The organism is Rhizobium beringeri (genome assembly GCF_004306515.1).
GTDB classification, from domain to species: Bacteria; Pseudomonadota; Alphaproteobacteria; order Rhizobiales; family Rhizobiaceae; genus Rhizobium; species Rhizobium beringeri.
Genome location: NZ_SILG01000002.1, coordinates 520,361 through 541,477, shown reverse-complemented (window position 1 = coordinate 541,477; position 21,117 = coordinate 520,361). Strand labels below are relative to the sequence as shown.

The 21,117-nt window shown below is 62.0% G+C and carries 16 protein-coding genes; 12 read left to right on the top strand and 4 right to left on the bottom strand.

All coding sequences use genetic code 11. The annotated features are described in order from the left end of the window. Positions 1-90 precede the first annotated feature (90 nt). The 6 genes from ELH03_RS26150 to ELH03_RS26125 all read left to right on the top strand — a co-directional run bounded on the left by ELH03_RS26150 (position 91) and on the right by ELH03_RS26125 (position 7,883). Positions 91-1,413, top strand: coding sequence for an alpha-L-fucosidase (locus tag ELH03_RS26150; protein WP_130766907.1), 1,323 nt, complete (start codon positions 91-93; stop codon positions 1,411-1,413). A 50-nt stretch (positions 1,414-1,463) separates the two neighbouring features. Then, positions 1,464-2,687 (top strand): ABC transporter substrate-binding protein, encoded by a 1,224-nt coding sequence (locus ELH03_RS26145; protein WP_128401448.1) that lies wholly within the window; start codon positions 1,464-1,466, stop codon positions 2,685-2,687. A 67-nt stretch (positions 2,688-2,754) separates the two neighbouring features. Next, positions 2,755-3,681 carry a carbohydrate ABC transporter permease gene (locus tag ELH03_RS26140; protein ID WP_128401447.1) on the top strand — a complete coding sequence of 309 codons (927 nt, stop codon included), beginning with the start codon at positions 2,755-2,757 and terminating at the stop codon, positions 3,679-3,681. Beyond that, entirely contained in the window at positions 3,671-4,555 is an 885-nt protein-coding gene (locus ELH03_RS26135) for a carbohydrate ABC transporter permease (RefSeq protein WP_130766906.1), read from the top strand. Before ELH03_RS26140 ends, ELH03_RS26135 begins: the two co-directional genes overlap by 11 nt. Positions 4,556-4,792: 237 nt before the next feature. Continuing rightward, on the top strand, positions 4,793-5,722 hold the full coding sequence (locus ELH03_RS26130; RefSeq protein ID WP_128401445.1) for a substrate-binding domain-containing protein: 930 nt from the start codon (positions 4,793-4,795) through the stop codon (positions 5,720-5,722). A 16-nt stretch (positions 5,723-5,738) separates the two neighbouring features. Further along, positions 5,739-7,883 carry a methyl-accepting chemotaxis protein gene (locus ELH03_RS26125; protein WP_128401444.1) on the top strand — a complete coding sequence of 715 codons (2,145 nt, stop codon included), beginning with the start codon at positions 5,739-5,741 and terminating at the stop codon, positions 7,881-7,883. A gap of 68 nt (positions 7,884-7,951) precedes the next feature. Here ELH03_RS26125 and ELH03_RS26120 read toward each other — a convergent pair whose 3' ends face one another. Beyond that, the gene (locus ELH03_RS26120) at positions 7,952-9,214 is read right to left on the bottom strand and encodes a DUF3422 domain-containing protein (RefSeq protein ID WP_128401443.1); all 1,263 of its coding nucleotides are present in this window, start codon (positions 9,212-9,214) and stop codon (positions 7,952-7,954) included. A gap of 235 nt (positions 9,215-9,449) precedes the next feature. Further along, entirely contained in the window at positions 9,450-10,733 is a 1,284-nt protein-coding gene (locus ELH03_RS26115) for an ABC transporter substrate-binding protein (protein ID WP_164902051.1), read from the bottom strand. A gap of 191 nt (positions 10,734-10,924) precedes the next feature. Here ELH03_RS26115 and ELH03_RS26110 point away from each other — a divergent pair, with 191 nt between their 5' ends. The 6 genes from ELH03_RS26110 to ELH03_RS26085 are packed head-to-tail and all read left to right on the top strand — an operon-like array spanning position 10,925 to position 19,059. Next, positions 10,925-13,447 (top strand): hypothetical protein, encoded by a 2,523-nt coding sequence (locus tag ELH03_RS26110; RefSeq protein WP_128401442.1) that lies wholly within the window; start codon positions 10,925-10,927, stop codon positions 13,445-13,447. Positions 13,448-13,463: 16 nt separating this feature from the next. Beyond that, positions 13,464-14,558 (top strand): beta-galactosidase BglB, encoded by a 1,095-nt coding sequence (gene bglB, locus ELH03_RS26105; RefSeq protein WP_128401441.1) that lies wholly within the window; start codon positions 13,464-13,466, stop codon positions 14,556-14,558. Further along, positions 14,555-15,919, top strand: a complete 1,365-nt coding sequence (gene pglB, locus ELH03_RS26100; protein WP_130766905.1) for a polygalacturonase PglB — start codon at positions 14,555-14,557, stop codon at positions 15,917-15,919. The genes bglB and pglB overlap by 4 nt, the downstream gene beginning before the upstream one ends. Next, positions 15,907-17,013, top strand: coding sequence for an ABC transporter ATP-binding protein (locus ELH03_RS26095; RefSeq protein ID WP_130766904.1), 1,107 nt, complete (start codon positions 15,907-15,909; stop codon positions 17,011-17,013). The genes pglB and ELH03_RS26095 overlap by 13 nt, the downstream gene beginning before the upstream one ends. Positions 17,014-17,015: 2 nt before the next feature. Further along, the gene (locus ELH03_RS26090; protein ID WP_130766903.1) at positions 17,016-18,011 is read left to right on the top strand and encodes a carbohydrate ABC transporter permease; all 996 of its coding nucleotides are present in this window, start codon (positions 17,016-17,018) and stop codon (positions 18,009-18,011) included. A 1-nt stretch (position 18,012) separates the two neighbouring features. Continuing rightward, positions 18,013-19,059 (top strand): carbohydrate ABC transporter permease, encoded by a 1,047-nt coding sequence (locus ELH03_RS26085; protein WP_128401438.1) that lies wholly within the window; start codon positions 18,013-18,015, stop codon positions 19,057-19,059. Positions 19,060-19,300: 241 nt separating this feature from the next. Here ELH03_RS26085 and ELH03_RS26080 read toward each other — a convergent pair whose 3' ends face one another. Both ELH03_RS26080 and ELH03_RS26075 read right to left on the bottom strand, forming a co-directional pair. After that, the gene (locus ELH03_RS26080) at positions 19,301-20,338 is read right to left on the bottom strand and encodes a LacI family DNA-binding transcriptional regulator (RefSeq protein WP_128401437.1); all 1,038 of its coding nucleotides are present in this window, start codon (positions 20,336-20,338) and stop codon (positions 19,301-19,303) included. Between the two features lie 114 nt (positions 20,339-20,452). Further along, on the bottom strand, positions 20,453-21,082 hold the full coding sequence (locus ELH03_RS26075) for a TetR/AcrR family transcriptional regulator (protein WP_128401436.1): 630 nt from the start codon (positions 21,080-21,082) through the stop codon (positions 20,453-20,455). Between the last annotated feature and the right edge of the window lie 35 nt (positions 21,083-21,117).

The following is a 21,117-nucleotide window of genomic DNA, read 5'->3' as shown; positions in this document are numbered from 1 at the left end:
TCGGCTTGACAGACGCCGGATCAGGCGAGATGATCATTTACCGAACCGGTTCGATATGACGTTGAACCGGAAAACAGGGAGGAGAAACCTGTGACGAGTTCGGAACGCCAGCCGGAAAATCCGGCATTGGGAGGGGCGGGCAAACACGCCTGGTTCAGCCAGGATCGCCTGGGCATGTTCATCCATTGGGGCCTCTATGCCTTGGGAGCCCGGCACGAGTGGTTGAAGAACCGCGAAGAGCTGACCGACGACCACTACCAGCGCTATTTCGACAATTTCGATCCTGATCTCTACGATCCCAAGGAGTGGGCGCGGCGGGCGCGTCTTGCCGGCATGAAATATGTCGTGGTGACGACCAAGCATCACGAGGGTTTCTGCCTCTGGGACAGCAAGGTGACCGACTACAAGGCGCCGAACACGCCCTGTGGCAAAGATCTGCTCACGCTACTGGTCGACGCCTTCCGCGCCGAGGGGCTGAGGATCGGCTTCTACTATTCGCTGCTTGACTGGCACCATCCCGATTTCCCGATCGACGTTCACCATCCGCTGCGCAACCATCCCGACGCCAAGGCGCTGAACGCCGGCCGTAACATAGCCAACTACGCTGCCTATATGCGCGAACAGGTGTGCGAGCTTCTGACCGGCTTCGGCCGCATCGACATCATCTGGTTCGATTTCAGCTACCCCGGGCGCGAATATCGCGGCCTGCCCGGCAAGGGGCGTGCCGACTGGGAGAGCGAGCGCCTGGTCGATCTGGTGCGCGAGCTGCAGCCTGAAATCATTGTCAACAACCGCCTCGATCTGCCGCCCGGCAACCTGCCAGACGTGACGACACCGGAGCAATATACGCCGCGCGTGGCCCCCGCCATCGCCAGCCAGGGGGTACTCTGGGAAGCCTGCCACACCTTCAGCGGTTCCTGGGGTTATCACCGCGACGAGGATACCTGGAAGAGCCCGGAACAGATCATCCAGCTGTTGATCGATTCCGTCGCGCTCGGCGGCAACCTGCTGATGAATGTCGGCCCGACCGGCCGGGGCACGCTCGATGCGCGCGCCATCGGTGCGCTCGAGGTCTATCAGAGCTGGATGGAAGTCAACGGGCGCTCCATCTATGGGGCAGGGCCATCCGGCCATCCGGTGCCGGCTGGCTGTCGTTATACCCAGCGTGGCAACCGCCTTTATCTGCATGTTTACAACTGGCCTTACCGCCACATCCACATCGAAGGTCTCGCCGACAGGATCGCCTATGCGCAGTTCCTGCACGACGCCAGCGAGGTGCACTGGCTGAGCCATGCCAAAGATGTGGATTCCAATATCGGCGTGACGGTGCCGGAAGGCATGATCACGCTCGAACTGCCGGTCCGGCGCCCGGACGTTACCGTGCCGGTGATCGAGATCGTCCTGAAGGCGTGATCTCGATCACACTCGCGTGTCCTTTGCGTTCATGGAGGGAGGAGAAACCCATGAAGGTTCTGAAGAAAACGCTTTTGCTTGCCGCTATCGGCAGCAGTCTTTTTGCCACAGCCGCATCGGCCGAGCAGGTCAACCTGACCTGGCAGATGTGGACCGGCTCCGAAACCGACACCAAGAGCTGGCAACACCTGGCAGAGATGGTGACCGCCAAGTATCCCGACATCAAGGTAACGCTGACGACGACGGGCTGGGTCGATTACTGGACGCGGCTGCCGGTGCTGGCGGCATCGGGACAGCTCGCCGACATCGTTTCCATGCAGTCGCTGCGCATGCCGAACTTCTATTCGCTGCTCGAGCCCCTGAATGACCGGGTCGAGGCTGATAAGTTCGACGTCGGCGCCTTCACACCGTCGATCATCGGCGGCATGTCCGTCGATAAGCAGCTTTACGGCTTGCCTTACGATGTCGGTCCGTGGGTCATCTACTATAACCAGGACGCGCTCGAAGCCGCCGGCGTTCCGCTGCCGAAGCCGGGCTGGACGCTTGCCGAGTTCACCGATGCCGCCAAGAAGCTGACGAAGGACGGCAAGTATGGCTTCGGTATCACTCCGACCAACTATTCGGTCCTGGCCGCGGCCTGGGGCGATAAATACGTCAACGACGCCGGCGAGCTTGACTTGACCAGTGCGAGCGCAGTTGCCGCCGCCGAGAGAGTGATCGGTTTCGCCGCCAAGGATAAGATCGCGCCGCTGGTTCCTTCGGGTGGCGCGGATCCCGGTGATGTCGTCCAGGGGCGGTTCAATTCGGGCAATGTCGCCATGTATATCGACGGCCCCTGGTCGATCATCGGCATGAAGGACCAGGCCAAGTTCAAGATCGGCCTCACCACCCTGCCGCGCGACGAAGGCGAACTCTCGGCCGTCACAGCAGGCTCCGGCTTCGGTATTTCCACGTCAAGCAAGAACAAGGATGCGGCCTGGAAGGCCATTCAGGTGCTGACAAGCCCCGAAGCGCTGACCTATCTTGCCGAAGGGGGGCGCGCCTTGCCGGCGCGCACGGCGGCGCAATCCGCCTGGTACAAGGTGGCGGCCAAGGACATCACCAATGGTGGCGAGGCCATTGACTATTCCCTGGCGCATTCCGTGCCCTACGTGATCACCAACAACTGGGCGGCGGTGGAAAACCTCTTCAACCAGTATTTCCCGCCGGCTTTCGCCGGCAGCGCCGATGCCAAGCAGACGATGGAGTCCATCCAGAGCCTCGCGCAGCAATAAAGCGAGCGCGTCCGACAGGACGCGCTAGTGCCCGCCGCGGCAGGACCTGCCGCGCATGGAGGAAGACATGTCGCAAAGCGCTGTTGCCGAAGTTCCCTTGCAGCCCGGTTGGCCCCGGCGCTTCCTGAAGCCGGAGACGCAGACAGCCATGCTGTTCCTGTTGCCGAGCTTCCTCGGCTTCATGGTCTTCATGGCCTTGCCGATCGTGGCGTCGCTGGCGCTCAGCTTTACCAATTGGCAGCTGATCTCGACGCCGTCCTTCGTCGGCTTTCAGAATTATATCAGGCTCTTCACCGTTGATCCGGCGTTCTACACAATATTGCGCAACACGCTGTTCTTCGCCGTCGAGTATCTGGCGCTGAACCTCGTCATCTCGTTGACGCTGGCGGTCTGGATATCGAGCCTGAAGCGCGGCAAGGCGATCTTCCGGGTAATCTTCTTCCTGCCGACCTTCACGCCGACGATCGCGGCGTCGGTAGTGTGGCTGCTCATCTTCACACCGGACGGGCTGGCCGACACCATCATCCGCGCGCTCGGCCTCGGCCTGCCGAATTTCCTGCTGAGCTCGAGCTGGGCCATGCAGGCGATCGTGCTCGTCACCCTGTGGGCGAATGTCGGCTACAACGTCGTGATGTTCAACGCCGCGCTCGACCTTGTGCCGAAGCATTATCTCGAGGCGGCGACGATCGACGGCGCCAATGCCTGGCAGCGCTTCTGGCGCATCCGCCTGCCGCTCATATCGCCGACCATCTTCTTCGGCACCGTGATGACGGCCATCACCTCGCTGCAGATCTTCGACGAGATCTTTGCGATGACGCGCGGCGGGCCGGGCTCGGCGACGGCGACGCTTGGCTTTGCCATCTACCAGAAGGGCTTCACCAATTTCCAGATGGGCTATGCCTCGGCTCTCGCCTGGGTGATGTTCGTCATGATCATGGCGCTCACCATCCTGCAGTTCCACATGCAGCGCAAATGGGTGCATTATGACGACTGATCCGACCTCACGGCATCCGCATTCCGTGTCCCAGCATCGTCACCGCCTATTGCGGCGCATCGGCTCCTTCGCCAGTTGCACGGGGCTTTCGGTGATCGCGCTGCTTTTCCTCTTCCCGTTCTTCTGGATGGTGTCGAACGCGGTGCGCTCCAATGCCGAGGTGATGGCCGTGCCGGTCCGCATCTTCCCCGAGGAATATCATTGGGGAACATTCGTCGAAGCCGTGGTTTCCCTGCCGTTCGGAACCTTCCTGTTGAATTCCTTTGTGGTCGCCTGTGGCGTCACCGCGATCGTGATTGCGGTCTCCTGCCTGTCTGCCTACGCTTTTGCTCGGCTGAAATTTCCCGGCCGGGAGGGGCTGCTGCTCACCTATCTCAGCACGCTGATGATCCCGCAGGTCATGCTGGTCATCCCGCTTTTCCTCATCGTCAGCAAGCTCGGCTGGATCAACACCTATCACGGCATGATCCTGCCGGTCGCCTTCAGCTCCTTCGGCACGTTTCTGCTGCGCCAGTTCATCCTCGGCATTCCCAAGGATCTCGACGAGGCGGCGATGATGGACGGGGCTTCGCGCCTGCGCATCCTGGTCACGGTCATCGTTCCGCTTGCCATGCCAGCCATCGGCCTCTTGTCGCTGTTCACCTTCATCGCGCAGTGGAAGAGCTTCCTCTGGCCGCTGATCGCCACCAGCGGCATCGAAAAAGCCACGCTTCCGCTCGGGCTCACCCTGTTCCAGACACAGCAAGGCACCGCGTGGAACTACATCATGGCCGGCGCAACGATCTCCATGCTGCCCGGCGTCATCCTGGCCATCGTGCTGCAGAGGGTGATCTACAAGGGTATCACCGTCAGCTCCGGCTTCGGCGGACGCTAGAGCATGATGCCGAAGTGTGAGCGGTTTTCGGACAACATCGTCATAAGAACAAAGATTTAAGCGCATCGCATCAAGTTTGATGTGATGCCCTTCAAGTCCGGGCGATTGCCGCCGAAGACGGCGCGCCTGCCGCCCAAGATCATATCCTCGCGCTTAACTTTTGCTTCCGGTCGAAAAGTAAAATTTAACCAAAATTTGAAATAACGCATTTCATATTCGAATTGCGCAGGGGAATTCATGAAAACGGCCACGCTTGCATCCATCGCCTTGGCGATCTCGTTCTCTGCCGCCAATGCCCAGACGATCGGGGTTTCGATGTCCGATCTCGACAAATTCAGAACGGCGCTTCTCAACGGCGTCGTCTCGCATGGGCAGACGATATCCGGCCTCAAGCTCGTCACCGAGAACGCCAAGGGCGACAACGAACTCCAGAAGCAGCAGGTGCAGAAGCTCATTGCCGACAAGGTCGACGCCATCATCCTCGCCGTCTCCGATGGCGACCTCGGACCGCAAATGACCAAGATGGCGGCAGATGCCGGCATTCCGTTGGTGTACATCAACAACGTTCCTTCCAACCTGCTGGACCTGCCGGACAATCAGGTGGTGGTCGCCTCCAACGAGAAGGAATCCGGAACGCTGGAGACCAAGCAGGTCTGCGCGCTCCTTAAAGGCAAAGGCCGCGTCGTCGTGCTGATGGGCGAACCCTTCCACGCCGCCGCCCGTGCCCGCACCCAGGATATCTCCGACGTCATTGCCACCCCGGATTGCAAGGGCCTTCAGATCGTCGAGCGGCAGGCGGCCTATTGGTCGAGCGATTATGCCGACCAGCAGATGCAGGAATGGCTGTCGGCCGGCGTCAAGTTCGACGCGGTCATCGCCAATAATGACGAGATGGCGCTCGGCGCGATCCGCGCCATGAAGAAGAACAATATCCCGATGAAGGACGTCGTCGTCGCCGGTGTCGATGCAACCGACGATGCCTTGGCCGCAATGGTGGCCGGCGATCTCGACGTGACCATTCTCCAGAGCGCCGTCGGGCAGGGTGCTGCCGCTGTCGACGCCGCCGTAAAGCTGATCCGCAAAGAGAAGGTGCCGCGCGAAAACAACGTTCCCTTCGAACTCGTCACACCTGAGAACATTGCCACCTATCTGCCGAAGAGCCAGTGAGCATAAGAGGACTATGATGTTGCATTTCTGGAATAAATTCGGCATTCGCGCACAGATCACCTCCGGCTTCGTGCCGCTGATCCTGTTGATGAGCCTGCTCACGGTCAGCGCGATCTCGGGCATGAATGGGCTCGCCTCGATCTTCGCGTCTTATCGCGCCACGGTCGGTCAAAGTCTCGCCATCTCGGACTACAGCGACCAGCTCAACGAGATTCAGATGTCGGCGGAAGCCTTCCGCTCGACGCCGACACAGGCTGTCGTCGACAGCTTTCGCGCCGGCGTGAAGGCCTTCGAGGCGGAAGACCCGCGTTTTGCCGGCAACAAGGACCTGCAGTCCGGCCTTGCGTCGATCCGTCAGGAGATCACCGCCTATGGCAAGGCTTTCGAGCAGATCGTTTCCCTTCAGGCCCGGCGCGACATGCTGATCTCCAAGGTCACTGAATTCGGCCCCTGGACCAGCATCGCGCTCAACGACGTCGTGCGCAGCGCCTGGCGCCAGAACGACGTGGCCCTGCTGCAAATGACGGCGGCGACGCTGGAGGCCTTGAACCGCAGCCTCTATTTCTCCGAACGCTTCGTGCATTCCAACGATTTTGCCGCCTATGACACGGCGCAGGCAGCACTCGCCGAAGCGGTCGCGCTCAACGATGCCGCGGCCAAGGCCGCAAAGAACGAGCTGCAGAAGAAGCGCCTGATGGGCGCCGGCCAGCTCATGCAGAACTACACCGCGCGTCTCGGCGACATGAAGGAGGTGCTGCAGGCTTCCGGCAATATCCGCCAGACGCAGTTGAACGTGCTGGCGCCGAAGATATCAGGCGAATTCAAGGATCTGCAGGCGGCGGTGACCGGCGCGCAGAAGACCCTGGACGGTTCGGTAGACGCAACGGTTGCCTCCGCGACCAGTACGACGCTCGTCATCAGCGGGCTGCTGATCGTCATCGGCCTCGTGCTTTCCTATTTCGTCGGCCGGCTGATTTCCTCGGCGGTCCGTAACATGGCACAGTCCATGGAGCAGCTTGCCCGCGGCGAGGAAGGGATCGTGATAACGGGCGTCGAGCACCGCCACGAACTGGGAGCCATGGCGCGTTCGCTGAAGGTTTTCCAGGAGACCGGGCGTGCCAAACTGATCGCCGAAGCCAATGCCGAACGCGCCCGCCTGGCCGCCGAAGAAGAGCGACTCCGCCAGGAGGCCGAACGGCTCAGCGATGCGCAGGTGATGGAGCATGCCTTCCGGCAGATTTCCGTGGGGCTGGACGCGCTTTCCAAGGGCGATCTCACCGTCCGCGTCGGCGAAGTCGACCATCGCTATGTCCGGATCCGGGATCATTTCAACAATTCGGTCGCGAGCCTCGAAGAGGCGGTCGACTCCGTCATTCGCGCGGTCGCCACCATTCGGTCCGGCCTTGCGGAAATCTCCACGGCGTCCAACGATCTCGCCCGCCGCACCGAGCAGCAGGCAGCCTCGCTGGAGGAGACCGTCGCGGCGCTGGGTGACGTGACCCGCGGCGTCAACGGAACGGCGGAGGGTGCGAGCCGCGCCCAGGGTGTCGTGGCAACCGCCCGCACCAATGCCGAAAAGGGCGGCGAGATCGTTGCCCGCGCCATCGACGCGATGACGGAAATTCAAAATTCGTCGTCCAAGATCGGCAACATCATCAGCGTCATCGACGAGATCGCCTTCCAGACCAACCTGCTGGCGCTGAACGCCGGCGTGGAAGCGGCACGCGCCGGCGAGGCAGGCAAGGGCTTTGCCGTCGTCGCCCAGGAAGTCCGCGAGCTCGCCCAGCGCTCCGCCAATGCGGCAAGGGAGATCAAGCAGCTGATCTCCACCTCCTCGGCGCAGGTCAAGACCGGCGTCCAGCTGGTGGGTGAATCCGGCCTCTCGCTCGAACAGATCGTCGAGCAGGTCACCGCCATGAATGCGACCGTGGCCGAGATCGCCGTTGCCGCCCGCGAGCAGGCGACGAGCCTGCGCGAGGTCTCGGCTGCCGGCGACCAGATGGACAAGGTGACGCAGCAGAACGCCGCGATGGTCGAAGAGACCACGGCCGCCGCCCAGAGCCTGACACATGAAACCGAAAGCCTTGCCGAGCTGCTGCGGCGGTTCAGGACGGGCAGCGGCCGGGCATCGGAACATCGCCACTACGCAATGGCATCCTGAAGTTCGGATGCAGGCAAGCAAACGCCGCCGTCCGAAAGGGCGGCGGTGAGCGAGTGTCTGGCATGGCGTCAGTGGCTTCCTGATGCCGGACCGGCGGAATGGCCGGCAATGCTCTTGCGAACATGACGAACCGCTGTCCAGACGGCAAATAGCACGAGCGGGATGGCGCCGAGAACGGCGAGCTTCGCCACGTGGGGATCGACACCCAGTTCGGAAATACTTTCGAGACAGATCTTCGCCAGGCCGACGGTGTAGTAGGTGATGGCGATGACGGAGAAGCCTTCGACCGCCTGCTGGATATGCACCTGGATTCGCGCCCGTTCTTCCATCGACGTCAGCAGCGACGCGTTCTGATCTTCGAGCTGAACCTGCACGGTGGTTCTAAGGAGGTCTCCGGCCAGGCTCACGCGTTCGGCCAGTTCATCGAGGCGGCGTTCGGCGGCTTCGACCGAGCGGACGGCCGGTTGAAAGCGCCGATCGATAAAGGTGCCGAGCCTCTGGCGCTGCTCGACGCGTTCCTCGCGAAGCTCCGACACTCTGCTCGCCACGATCTCGGCATAGGCTTTCGTCGCGCCGAAGCGGTGGCGGGCGAGCGCCGAGAAGTTGAGAACGTCCGAAGAGAGCCTGGTCACCTCGGAAAGCAGTGCCTTGTCGACCTTGATCGCACTCTGCATATGCGCGATCAGCAGGTCGAGGCGCCGGTCGAAGACGGAGAGCTTCGAGACCGTCTCGCGCGCCATCGGCAACGCCAGCAGCGCCATCATCCGGTATGTCTCGATCTCCAGGAACCGCCTGACCATGCGGCCGGTACGATAGGCATTGAGGTTGCGGTTGAAGAACAGAAATTCGACGAAACCGCTGTCGGTCAGCCGGAAGTTCGAATGCACTTCCGCATCGCCGCCGCCGACCTGAGAGGCGACATAGTCGAGCCTCGGTTTTTCCGGACGCTGCCCGTCCTTCTCGTCCCGCACCAGCACCCGAACGGCCGCGATGATCTTCCCGTCGATCTGGCGGCAGCAGGCCTGAAAGGCTTCCGGCGGATTGCTGCCGGGTTCGGCCGATGCGGGAACGACGAAGGTCAGGGTGAGGAACTCGGTATGCGCCTCCCACTTCAGCCGGCCGTCGCCGATGCGGCCGATGCCGTGGTTGCCTTCGCGGGTCGTGGAGACATCCTCCAGTCCCGGCAGGGAATTTGGTATCTGAGGAGGAACATTTTCTCCGACGATAGCGACGTGCCACACATCCGTGTCGCCATCGAAGTAAAGCGACGGCCGCGCGTGGAGCTCGTTGTGAAGTTCCCTTCGCAGCGGATGCTCGGAGCCCATCGGCATGGAAATGCACCTCTATAAGGTAGACAGTCGCTGGGTCGCCGGACGTAACCGGGTTGCCGGCATGTGTGAGTTGACGTGGGCCCGCAGGCTGGCGCAGACCGACAACGCCTATAGCGTCTCCCGAAGCTCGTGTCACGACGCCTTCGAAGTGTTCGTGGGGAAAGAAAAAGCCACGGCCCTGTTGCGAGGCCGTGGCTGCAGCATGCGCGCATGATGCGGGACAATGCGTGACCGGTTACTTGGCGGCGAGCGCCTCGTTGACCTTGTCGACGTCGGCACTCATTGCCTTGAAGGTCTCGTCGAGGGAAAGCTCGCCGACGATCAGCTGGCTCATCCTCTGGACGATGAGCTGATAGATGGCGGAGGATCCCTTGAGACGTTCCAGGTCCCGGGCTGCCTGCGGCACGCTATTGCGGCTTCCGAGGAAGACGGCCATCGCTTCCTTGGCATTCTTGCTCTCGAGCTTGTATTGCGGGTCCTTGATGTCGGCGCCCGTCAGGATGACGTAGTTTTCAGCGATTTCACGCTGGACCTTTTCAGAGCCAAGGAATTCGATGAACGCGGCCACAGCCTCCGGAGACTTGGTGCGCTTGAAGCCGACGATCGCGGTGCCACCCGGCATCGCATAGCAGCCGGCATCGCCGCACGGCGCGCTGATCGCCGTCCAGTCGAAGGCGTCGCCGATCTTCTTCTGGAACGGATTGACCATCCAGTTGCCGGCGAGATAGGTCACGACGTTGCCGTTGACGAACTCGTCACCCATGTTCTTGTACTGGGTTCCGCCGGCAGCACCCCACATTTCCTTCGGGAAGGAGCCGTCCTTCGTCCAGCCGTAGAGATCCGTGACATAGCGCTTGGCGGCATCGTCGGGGAAGAAGAACTTGCCGTCCTTGACGTAGTTCGAGCCGTAGGAGAATGCCGCGCCGGAGAAGCGATGGCCCGAGCGATCCATCGTGAAGGGGATCTGAGCGCCGGTCGCCTTGGCGACGCGCGCCGAGGCTTCGACAATGTCCTTCAGCGTGGCGGTGGGCTTTGGAAGCGGTTCGCCGGCCTGTTCGAACAGCGTCTTGTTGACGAAGGGCAGGTTGAAGGTCTGCGACGCGATATAGCCGTTGATCGACTGCGGATCGTTGACGCCGGGGAAACGAAGCGTGTTCAGGCTGTCGCCGTGCAGCTTGGCGAAGCCATCCGGGTCTTTCATGTAGGGACGCATGTCGAGGTAATAGGGGGCAAGCTGCCAGTCGGTGATCTTGGCGATGTCAGGGCCTTCGCCGACGGCAAGCTGCACCGGCAGCTGCTTGGCGACCGCATCATAGCCCGAAGAGACGAAATTCACCTTGACGTCGGGATGCGCCGTCTCGAATTCCTTGCTGAGCGCTTCCATCCGCTCGACGTAACCCTGGTCGTCGTCGGTGAACAGAAAGGTGATTGTCTTGGTTTCCGCCATGGCCGCGCCGGACCATGCGAAAGAAACGGTTGCCAGCGCCACTGCGAGGGCACCTGAGAGATAGGTTTTCATTTTCATCCTCCCATGAAAACATTTTCATCAATCGCGGCCTCGGCCATCGATAAATGAATTTCATATACTTGACATTCGTCCCGTCAAGCTATTTTCTGAAGCAATAGCGATGGTCTTGAGCAATTTTCAAAAATGACGCGCCTGAATGACCTAATGAAAATATTTTCATAGGATTGCGGAGGAGGCGGTCTGTGAAAACGGAATGCATCAAGCAGCCGGACGATATGGCGCCAGCATACAGCGTGGCTGAGGGCCAGACGATAACGGCATGGGCCGTTTCCGGCCTCATCGCCAGCTATTTTCCCGGTGAGCCCGCGCCGGCCGAAGACCGCGTGAACTATCGTTTCATCAACGGTTTCGTCGATGTCGGCGACCTGCCCTGCCGCAAGGCCTTCTGGTCGACCATGGTGGGGCGGCCGCTCTCGCCCGATACCTCCTGGCCGACCGAAAGCCTCAATCTTCCCGGCTCGAACCGCCGCGTCGAGTTTACCGGCTTCTGGCATGTGCCGACGCATCTCAGGCGATGGCTGAAAGGCACGTTCAGGACGGAGACTGCGCGAACGCTCAATCTCAGACTGAAAACCTGCGGCGGCGTTCGCATATGGGTCAACGGACAAGAGACGGTGCGCTTCGAACCCTTCAAGCGTAACGTCGAGAGCGCAACCGACATCAGCCTGCCGCTTAAAGCCGGCGACAACCAGATTCTCGTTCACACCGAAGACCTGGCCGAGCGCGACACGACGTGGTTCTTCGAGCTCGAGATGCGGGACGAGGAGCCGCTCTGCGTGCTGCTCCCCGTATCGCTGGACCAGGATGAGGTCCGCGAGTTGGAAGCCCTTGCCCGCGGCGTGCGCCCGGCCCGCGACGTCTTCTTCAATCAGCCGCTGGAGATCATATTCGGCACCGCGCCCGAACGCGACTTGCCTGTCGAGATCAAGGTCATTGGCCATGGTCACGAACGGCCCGTTCTCGCGCACTCCCGATTGACGCTGCGCGCCCATCAGAGCAGCCTCACGGCCGACGATGTCTGCGGCATTGCGGACGGTTATCACGGCGTCCACATGACGATCGGCTCCGGCACGGGCTCGGTTACGCGCGTCATCGATGCCGCCTTCATGAGCAGCATTTCGCCGTTGCCATCAGAGGCGTCGCTCGCCGCCCGCAAGCGGCAGGCGCTGGAATACAGCGCCCGCTTCGGAGCCAACCGCGTCGGGCGCCTCATTGCGATGATGGAAACCGGTCACCACGACCAGGAAAGCTTCGACCGCATCATCGACGCGACGCTCGCCTCCATCGATGCGCGGGAGGATTGCTCGGATTTCATCATGGTGCCGCTCTTGTGGCTGCTCGGCGCCTATGCCGACCGGATGCCCGATGCCGTGGTCGATCGCATTCGGCATTCCGTCCGCTCCTATCGTTACTGGGTGGACGAGCCGGGCAACGACGCGATGTGGTTCTGGAGTGAGAACCATGTGCTCTGCTTTCACACGAGCCAGCTGCTGGCCGGACTTCTTCTGCCCGACGAGGTGTTTTCGGCCTCGGGCCGGACGGGCCGGCAGCAGGCGGAACTTGGCCGCGAGCGCCTCGGGCGCTGGTTCGACAGCGTCGAAGCCCATGGATTGGCGGAGTGGAACTCGGCGGCCTATTACCCGATCGATTTCATCGGTCTGCTGGCGCTGGAGCGCTGGGCCGAGACGGCGATGTCAGCACGCGCCCGCGCCCAGATCGATCTCATCTTCCGCATGATCGCCCTTCATACGCTCGCAGGCGTTCCGGCCGGATCGCAGGGCCGCGCTTACGACAAGGAGTTGCGCGCCGGCCCGCTGACCGAGCTTGCGCCCTTCGCCGAGGTCGCCTTCGGAACCGGCTGGCTGAACAACGGCGTCGCGGCATTGACGATGTTCTGCGCCGGCGGCTACGAGCCGCCCGCCGATCTGGCCGAGCTTGCGGCGCTCAACCGGTCAAGAAGCGTCGAGGCGCGCTACAGCCAGGGCCTCGAGAGCGGAAAACTCGTGCTGTTCAAGAACGAGGCGGCGCAGCTTTCGACGGTCGTCGATCACAAGACCGGCCAGAAGGGGCATCAGCAGCATGTCCTCGACATCCGGCTGGCAGGCCACCCCATGGCGAGGCTGTGGGTCAACCATCCCGGCGAGGACGATCCTTGGGGCAATCAACGGCCGTCCTATTGGGCCGGCAACGGCATCCTGCCGCGCGTTGCCCAGCATCGTGACGTCGCCCTCTTGATCGAGGACACCCGCGACGCACGGCATGCATGGACGCACGCCTATATCGGCCGCGACGGGCTGGATGATCTCATCATCGAAGACAAGTGGCTCATCGCGCGATCGGGCCGGGGATTTTCCGCCCTCTGGGCGTCGAACGGCCTGGAGCTGATCACCGATGGCCCGACCGCCGGCCGCGAGGCGCGCTCCCACGGACCGCTTTGCGGCTGGGCGGCCATCGTCGGATGCGGCAACGACGAGGCCTTCAAGGCGTTCATCGAACGCCTGTGCCAGACGACAGTTTCCTTCGATCCCGGGCTTCGGCGTCTCTCCCTGACACCGCCGGGCGGCCCGGCGATCTGCCTGTCCTATGCCGACGGTCTTTCGATCAGCGGCGAGGCGAGGCCCTTCACCCACGATCAGCCGCATCCGATCCTCACCCACGACAGTGCAGCCTCCGGCGCCGGCACTGACGGGCCGTTCTACTCCTGAAACATAGGTCTCCAGCATGAACACAACATCTGTCGATAACGCCGCCCTCCTGACGACGATCGATCGCGTGGCAACGGCTTTCAGCCGGCTCAGGGGCATCAAGGAAGGTCTCGTGACGGGAAATTCCGCCTCCGGAATCCAGTTCGACGAATGGGACTGGGAAGTCGGCGTCGGTCTCTACGGCTTCCTGCGGCGCGCCATTTCCACCAATGATCAGAAAGCGCTGCAGGAACTGGTCGCCTGGTATGCCGGACAGATCGAACGTGGCCTGCCGCCGCGCCAGATCAACAGCACGGCGCCGATGCTGCCGCTAGCGATCCTCGTCCAGCATGTCGACCGTCCGGATTTTCGCGCTCTCGTCGAGGACTGGGCGGAATGGCTCGTCAAGGAACTGCCAAAGACCGAAGACGGCGGCTTTCAGCACGTCGTCAAGGAGCGCCTCAACGACGGTGAATTGTGGGACGATACGCTTTTCATGGCCTGCCTGTTTCTCGCCCGGGCCGGCGTGCTCTGCGAACGCAACGAATGGATCGACGAGGCCGTCTATCAGTTCGTGATCCACACCCGCTACCTTTCCGATCCGGTCAGCGGGCTCTGGTATCATGGCTGGACCTTCAACGGGCGGCACAATTTCGCCAATGCCTTCTGGGCGCGCGGCAATGCCTGGATCACGGTCGCCATCCCCGAGCTCTTCGACCTCGTTCCGACGCTCGGCGAGAAGGACCGGCGTTTTCTGTCGAATGTCCTCGTCAGCCAGGTGCGCTCCTTGAAAGCATACCAGCGGCCGGATGGCATGTTCACGACGCTTCTGGACGATCCGTCTTCGCCGTTGGAAACCTCGGCCACGGCGGGCATTGCCTATGGCATATTGCGCGCCATCGATGCCGGCATTCTCGACAAAGACGACAGGGCCTATGCGGAGCGCGCGCTTGCGGCTGTGCTGGCGCAGATCGACGAAGAAGGCGTCGTCCACGGCGTCTCGGACGGCACGCCGATGGGCCATGACCTCGATTTCTACAGGCGCATCCCCAACGTGCCGACGCCTTATGGCCAGGCGCTGACCATGCTGCTCCTGACGGAAGTCTTTCTCGAGAACGGCGAGCGCCAATGAGCCCCGTATCTCTTGTCGTGATCGAGCCGGCGGAGGGCGACCATACGGTCCGCCTGCAGTCGGCCATCGACGGCCTGTCGGCTTCGGGCGGCGGACGCTTGGAGCTGATGGCGGGCATCCACGTCTGTCGCGGGCTCCAGCTCAGATCCGGCGTCGACCTTCATTTGGCCGCCGGTGCGATCCTGCGTCCCGTTCCGGATTACGAGGCCTATGCGCATACGATCGTTTCGGTGATCGCCGAAAAATCGGACCGCGGCATGATCGTCGCGAGCGGTGCGCGGCGGATCAGCCTGACGGGGGCGGGCCGCATCGAAGCCGGTTGCGACAGCTTCATCGTGGGAGACGACGAGACAGTCGGAACCTTCATCCCGGCCGAATTTCGGCCCCGCGTCGTCGTCTTCGAGGGTTGCGACGAGGTCGAGATCAGTTCCGTCCATATCAGCCGTTCGCCGATGTGGACGCTGCACTTCGTCAACTGCACCGATGTCGCCGTCAGGAACGTGACCATCGACAACGACCGCCGCCTTCCCAACACGGACGGCATCGTGCTGGATGCCTGCCGCGGCGCCGTCATCGAGGACTGCCGGATATCGACGGCCGACGATGGCGTATGCCTGAAGACGAGCATCGGTCCCGACCGTGTTGCCATCGGGCGGTGCGAAAACATTCTCGTCCGCCGCTGCTCCGTTCAGAGCCTCAGCTGCGCGCTGAAGATCGGCACGGAAACGCATGGCGACGTCACCAATGTCGTGTTCGAGGATTGCAGCGTCTCATCCTCCAACAGGGCGCTCGGCATATTTTCCCGCGACGGCGGCCGGATATCCAACGTGAGGTTTTCGAGAATAGCGGTAGAGTGCCGCGAGACCCCCGATGGTTTCTGGGGCTCGGGGGAGGCGCTGACCGTCAATGTTGTCGACCGCATCTCGGAACGCACGGCGGGCGCCATCGAAAATCTCATCGTCGAGGACATAACCGGGCGGATGGAAGGGGCGATCACCGTCATTTCGACCTCGTCGGCCGGCATCGGCAACGCATCGCTGGCGCGCATCTCCATAGACCAGCAGCTCGGCCAGCTCGGCACTGCGCGGTCCTACGACCTGCGTCCGACGAACGCGGACCTTTCCCCGAAAGCCGATGGCGGCGGCCGCGCCAATGCCTGGACCCGCGGGTCGGACGGCCGGGTGATCGGTCTTGAGCACTATCCGGGAGGAATGCCGGCCGTCTACGTGGCGGGAGTGACCGGGATATTGATGAATGAGGTGCGGATCAAAAGGCCGACACCGCTGCCGGAAGGCTGGAACAAAAACGACGCCGTTTTCGAAACGGCGGCACCTGATGGGAGTGGGGCATGGCAGAACTGAAACTTTCCAACGTCAACAAGTCGTATGGCTCTGTCAAAGTCCTGCATGACGTCGAACTCGATATCAAGGACGGCGAGTTCGTCGTCTTCGTCGGCCCTTCGGGATGCGGCAAGTCGACCCTGTTGCGCGTCATCGCCGGCCTCGAAGAGGTGACGTCCGGCGCAATCGCGATCGGGGCCCGCGACGTCAGCGCGCTCTCGCCGGCCGAGCGCAAGATTGCAATGGTCTTCCAGTCCTACGCGCTCTATCCGCATATGAGCGTTCGCAAGAACCTCGCTTTCGGCCTGGAGAACCTGAAGTTCAAGCGCGCCGAGATCGAGGCACGGATCGCCGAAGCTGCCAGGATGCTGGCGATCGAGCCCTATCTGGACCGGCGTCCGAAGCAGCTTTCGGGCGGCCAGCGCCAGCGCGTGGCGATCGGCCGGGCCATCGTGCGCGAACCGGATATTTTCCTCTTCGACGAGCCGCTGTCCAATCTCGACGCGGCGCTGCGCGTCCAGACCCGGGCCGAGATCACCAAGCTCCACCGCGACATCAAGACGACGATGATCTATGTCACGCATGACCAGGTCGAGGCGATGACGATGGCCGACAAGATCGTCGTGCTGCGCGCCGGGCGGGTCGAGCAGGTCGGAGCACCGCTGGACCTGTTCGATAGCCCGCGCAATCTCTTCGTCGCGGGCTTCCTCGGCTCGCCGCGCATGAACATCATCAAGGGCAAGGTATCAGGCGTCGGCGAAAGCGGCGTCGCCATCGATGTCGGCAACGGCGGCAAGATCGTCAGCGATGTCGATTTCGCCGGCATTGCGGTCGGCCAGGCCGTTCTCGCCGGTATCCGGCCCGCGCATTTTTCACGGTCCAGCGAGCAAGGCCTGCCGTTCATCGTCCAGTATCACGAGGGACTCGGGACCGAGACCTATGTCTATGGCAACCTTGCAGGGCAGGACGAGCAGATCATCATTCATGAGGCCGGTCATTTCGCGCCGGCGCCTGGAGATCACATCCTGATCGACGCCGCCCCGGGGCGGGTTCATCTGTTCGATCCCGAAAGCGGCCTGGCTTTTGCCCGGCGGCCCGGACAGGGGAGGCGCTGAACATGGCGGCGCTCAAGGCAGGTGCATTGCTGTCCCAGGCAGGCGAAGCGGCGATGAGGGTGGTCGAAGCCCCTATGAATGCGATCGAGCGCATCTTCGGCCGCAAGCGCATGCCATGGCTGTTCCTGGCGCCGAACCTCGTTCTGTTCGCCATCTTCACGTTCCTTCCCATCGCGATCGCGATTGGTTACGCCTTCACCGGCGGCACCAATCTTTTCGTGTCGGAGCGCCCCTTCGTCGGCTTGGACAATTTCCGCACGCTGCTTTCCTGCGGCAATTATCTACAGCCGGGAACCTGCCAGGAATCGCTGTTCTGGACGGCTGTGTGGAACACGCTCTGGTTCGTGGCCTTCAATGTCGTCGCCACATTGCTCGTGGCGCTGATCACGGCGCTGATCCTCAATCGGGCGATCGTCGCGCGTGGCTTCTTCAGGGCGATGTTCTTCTATCCCGTCTTGCTGTCTCCCGTCGTCATCGGTCTCATCTGGAAATGGTTCCTCGATCGCAACGGGCTCCTGAACGCCTTCTTCCAGATGATCGGCGTCCCCTCGGAGATCTTCCTGCTCGACGTCGGCTGGTCGCGCTTCTTCGTCGTCGTGGTGTCGGTCTGGTTCCACATGGGCTTTTACACGCTCATTCTGCTCGCCGGCCTCCAGGCCATTCCGAAGGAGCTCTACGAGGCTGCCTCCATCGATGCCGCCTCGCCACGCCGCACGCTGTTCAGGATCACGCTTCCCCTGCTGGCCCCGAACCTCTTGGTCGTCTTCATTCTTTTGATGATCAAATCTGTCCAGATCTTTGACGAGGCCTGGGTTCTGACCAATGGCGGCGGTCCGGGCACGGCCAACAGCTTCATTGTCCAATATATCTACCAGATGGCATTCGGCAGCGATCTTCGCCTGTTCGGTCTTGCATCCGCGGCATCGGTTCTCATGGGGCTGGTGCTTCTGGTTCTCACCCTCATACAGCTGCGCATCGGCAAGCGAATGGAGTCCTGAGATGAACCCGATCAGCTTTTTCACGCGCACACGCCGGGCCGGACGCATCGATATAACCGACATATTATCATGGGTCTGGCTGATCGGCGGAACCTTCGTGGTGTTGCTTCCGGTCCTCTGGGCGGGCCTCTCCTCGCTGAAGCCGGCCGCCGAGATCACCCGGTTTCCGCCGACGCTGCTTCCTCGGGCCGCCGTCGAACAGACCGTGCCCGGCTTCGACAAGCCGCTCAGCCTCTGGCAGGTCAACGTCGACGGCCAGCAGCGCGAAATGGCCATGGTCCGCCGCATCGGCCTCAAGGCCCAGATGGTCGACCCCGCAAATCCGGGACCACCCGTCAGCGTCGACGTGAAGGGGATGACGCCGGTGCAGAAGCTGACGGTCGCCACCCAGAACTACACCGATCCGCTGACGCGCTTCAACTTCCTGACCTTCCTCAAGAATTCGGTGTTCGTCACCTTCGTCGCAACGCTTCTGACGCTGATCGTCAACGCCATGGCGGCCTTCGCCCTGTCGAAATACAAATTTGCTGGTGATACGACGGTCTTCGTCATCATCATTTCGACGCTGATGATCCCGCTCGCCGTCGTCATGGTGCCGGCCTATCTCGTCATCGTCGGGGTCGGGCTTGCCGACAATCTCTGGGGCGTCATCCTGCCGACGGTCGCCTCTCCGACCGCTGTCTTCCTGCTGCGGCAATATATGCTGACCATACCCGACGAGCTGATAGAGGCGGCGCGCGTCGATGCGGCAAGCGAATTCTGCATCTTCTGGCGCATCATCATGCCGCTGACGGCGCCGGCTCTCGCGGTGCTGGCGATCTTTTCGGTGCTCTGGCGTTGGAACGACTTCCTCTGGCCGCTCATCGTCCTCAATAGCCGCGAGAATTTCACCCTGCAGGTCGGTCTGAACGCGTTCCAGGGCGAGTTCTCGGTGCAGTGGCACTATATCCTGGCAATGACGTTCCTCAGCCTGCTGCCTGTCACCGTCGTCTTCCTGTTCCTGCAGAAGTACATCACCACGGGCATCGCCGGAACGGGCATGAAGTGAACGGCAAGGCGGGGAGAAAGATCTCTTCGCAACCGCCGAAAGAACCCATATCGCCTCTTCCTCCCGGCTGAAGCGCGTCGCATTGAACTTGTTTCATGCGGCGCGTTTTGGTCGTTGTTTTTCCACTTTGAGCGAATGCACCCTTGCGGGGGCACTGAGGTTCACACCTGATCGCCTGGACCTCTCCAATTCCGTTTTACGAAAATGCCGGGAATTCAGCATAACGCCCGGAACTAGACATCTAGCGCGGCGGCGCGACGCTGCCGCGCAGGACGAGGTGGCATCCGAGTTCCAGGCGATGGGCCGGCCGCTGCGGATCGTTGGCGATCAGCCGCTGTTCGATGAGCGCCAAGGCGGCAGCGCCGAGCCTGTCTGTGGGAACGCTGATCGTCGAAAGCGGCGGACGGCTGAATTCGCCGGGGACGATGTCGTCGAACCCCAGGACGGAAATCGCTTCGGGCACGCGAATGTCGCGATCGGCCAATGCCTTCAGACAGCCGAGCGCCAGATTGTCGGCCGCGCAGAAGACGGCGGTCGCCCCTTTCATCGTGGGATCGCGGTCGAGCAGTGTGTTGATGGCAGCCTCGCCGTGCCGGGGCTCGTATCCCTCTGCCTCGACGATCATATCGTCAGGCACGGGAAGCTGCGCGGCGAAATAGGCATCGGAAAAGCCATCATATCGGCGCTGGATCGTCGTGCGGCCCTTCCAGGTCAGGTGCAGGATGCGGCGATGCCCGAGGGCCAGCAGGTGCTCGATGCCGAGCCTTGCCCCGAAGCGGTTTTCCGGCGTGACCGTATCGACCAGCATGGCCGGGTCCTCGCCGTTGACGATGACGACGGGCATATCAGGGGAGGCGAGGCTACGGATCAGTTCCGGCTGATCATCGTTCAGGACCACGATGCCGTCGGCGCGCTCCGACAGCGCGATCTGCCTGACCTGGGCGCCGTCAATGCGCCGGCCGGTGCTGACAAAGGGCACGATCCTGATGCCGCGGCGCTCGCACTCCCTGCGAAGGCCGTTGAGGATCGTCCAGCTCACCAGGTTGAGGTCGCTCTCCGGCGCGGCATCGTCGGGAATGGCGAGAAGCAGGACGCGTAAGGTCGCGATCGTCGCCTTCTTCCTGCGGCGGTCGAGGTAACCTAGGCGTTTTGCCGAATCCAGAACCCTCTCGCGCACCTCGATCGTCAGCGGCGCGGTTCCGTTCAGTGCGTGCGAGGCCGTGCTCAGCGATACGTCAGCATCGCGCGCGACATCCTTGAGATTGACTTTGCGTTCCAATTTTTCCGCCACGAATTGAGGCCGTGCCTTCGAAGGCGTGGCTAACTCGATGTTTTTACATAAAAACTTGAGAAAAGCTACGTGCCTGGCGCGGTATTTTTCGTCATTCGGCGATCAGTTCTTGGCAAGCAGGCCGTTGAGCAGCAGGTCGAAATAGGCCCGCAGGAAGGCCTCCTTGTTGGGAGTGGGCACGCGGCGGTCGTCGAATATCAGCCGCAGAACCGTCGTCGTCAGGATCGGCGCGACCACGATTTCGGAGAATTCCACCGGAATTTCGCGAAACTCCCCCGACGCCACACCCTCCAGAATGAGGGCGTCGACCTTGGCGATGATCGGCTCGATGAACTGATCGTGGTGGCGGTCGATCAGGTCGGGGAACCGGTGTCCTTCGGCAATGACGAGCCGCGTCAGCTCGCGGGTCGTGCGATCCTCGGCGATTTGTTCGTAGAGCAGGCCGAGAATGGAAAGCAGCCGGTCAGTGGCGCTGCCGCTGAGGCCCTCGGTGATCCCCAGCAGTTCCTGAAACGGCACGGAGAAGTGGTGGATCATGGCTTCGAAAAGCTTCTCCTTCGTCTCGAAGTAGACGTACACCGTACCCTTGGTGACGCCGACCCTTTCGGCGATGTCTTCGACGCGCGTGCCGGTGAAACCGCTTCTCACGAATTCCTCGAAGGCGGCATCCAGGATCTGGATGGGCCGCAGCGCTTTCTGTTCCGCGCGCGTGATCTTCTTCTGAGCTGCCATTTGCCTCGGCTCCCTAGTTGCGCACGCCCTCGTTC

Excerpts from the sequence above, each read along its gene's own strand:
- ELH03_RS26145 (WP_128401448.1), top strand. The coding sequence starts at position 1,464 with ATGAAGGTTCTGAAGAAAACGCTTTTGCTTGCCGCTATCGGCAGCAGT.
- ELH03_RS26140 (WP_128401447.1), top strand. The coding sequence starts at position 2,755 with ATGTCGCAAAGCGCTGTTGCCGAAGTTCCCTTGCAGCCCGGTTGGCCC.
- ELH03_RS26135 (WP_130766906.1), top strand. The coding sequence starts at position 3,671 with ATGACGACTGATCCGACCTCACGGCATCCGCATTCCGTGTCCCAGCAT.
- ELH03_RS26130 (WP_128401445.1), top strand. The coding sequence starts at position 4,793 with ATGAAAACGGCCACGCTTGCATCCATCGCCTTGGCGATCTCGTTCTCT.
- ELH03_RS26125 (WP_128401444.1), top strand. The coding sequence starts at position 5,739 with ATGTTGCATTTCTGGAATAAATTCGGCATTCGCGCACAGATCACCTCC.
- ELH03_RS26120 (WP_128401443.1), bottom strand. The coding sequence starts at position 9,214 with ATGCCGATGGGCTCCGAGCATCCGCTGCGAAGGGAACTTCACAACGAG.
- ELH03_RS26115 (WP_164902051.1), bottom strand. The coding sequence starts at position 10,733 with ATGAAAACCTATCTCTCAGGTGCCCTCGCAGTGGCGCTGGCAACCGTT.
- bglB (WP_128401441.1), top strand. The coding sequence starts at position 13,464 with ATGAACACAACATCTGTCGATAACGCCGCCCTCCTGACGACGATCGAT.
- pglB (WP_130766905.1), top strand. The coding sequence starts at position 14,555 with ATGAGCCCCGTATCTCTTGTCGTGATCGAGCCGGCGGAGGGCGACCAT.
- ELH03_RS26095 (WP_130766904.1), top strand. The coding sequence starts at position 15,907 with ATGGCAGAACTGAAACTTTCCAACGTCAACAAGTCGTATGGCTCTGTC.
- ELH03_RS26090 (WP_130766903.1), top strand. The coding sequence starts at position 17,016 with ATGGCGGCGCTCAAGGCAGGTGCATTGCTGTCCCAGGCAGGCGAAGCG.
- ELH03_RS26085 (WP_128401438.1), top strand. The coding sequence starts at position 18,013 with ATGAACCCGATCAGCTTTTTCACGCGCACACGCCGGGCCGGACGCATC.
- ELH03_RS26075 (WP_128401436.1), bottom strand. The coding sequence starts at position 21,082 with ATGGCAGCTCAGAAGAAGATCACGCGCGCGGAACAGAAAGCGCTGCGG.